This window comes from Rossellomorea arthrocnemi (genome assembly GCF_904424705.1).
GTDB classification, from domain to species: Bacteria; Bacillota; Bacilli; order Bacillales; family Bacillaceae_B; genus Rossellomorea; species Rossellomorea arthrocnemi.
Genome location: NZ_CAJGBF010000076.1, coordinates 1 through 257 on the forward strand (window position 1 = coordinate 1; position 257 = coordinate 257).

The window sequence follows — 257 nt, forward strand, 5'->3', positions numbered from 1 at the left end:
GACACGGCCCAGACTCCTACGGGAGGCAGCAGTAGGGAATCTTCCGCAATGGACGAAAGTCTGACGGAGCAACGCCGCGTGAGTGATGAAGGTTTTCGGATCGTAAAGCTCTGTTGTTAGGGAAGAACAAGTACCGTTCGAATAGGGCGGTACCTTGACGGTACCTAACCAGAAAGCCACGGCTAACTACGTGCCAGCAGCCGCGGTAATACGTAGGTGGCAAGCGTTGTCCGGAATTATTGGGCGTAAAGCGCGCG

1 rRNA gene is annotated in these 257 nt (G+C 55.3%); it reads left to right on the forward strand.

Annotation, left to right across the window (positions count from 1 at the left end):
• A 16S ribosomal RNA gene (locus tag BAA9072_RS24025) occupies positions 1-257 on the forward strand; the annotation flags it as partial.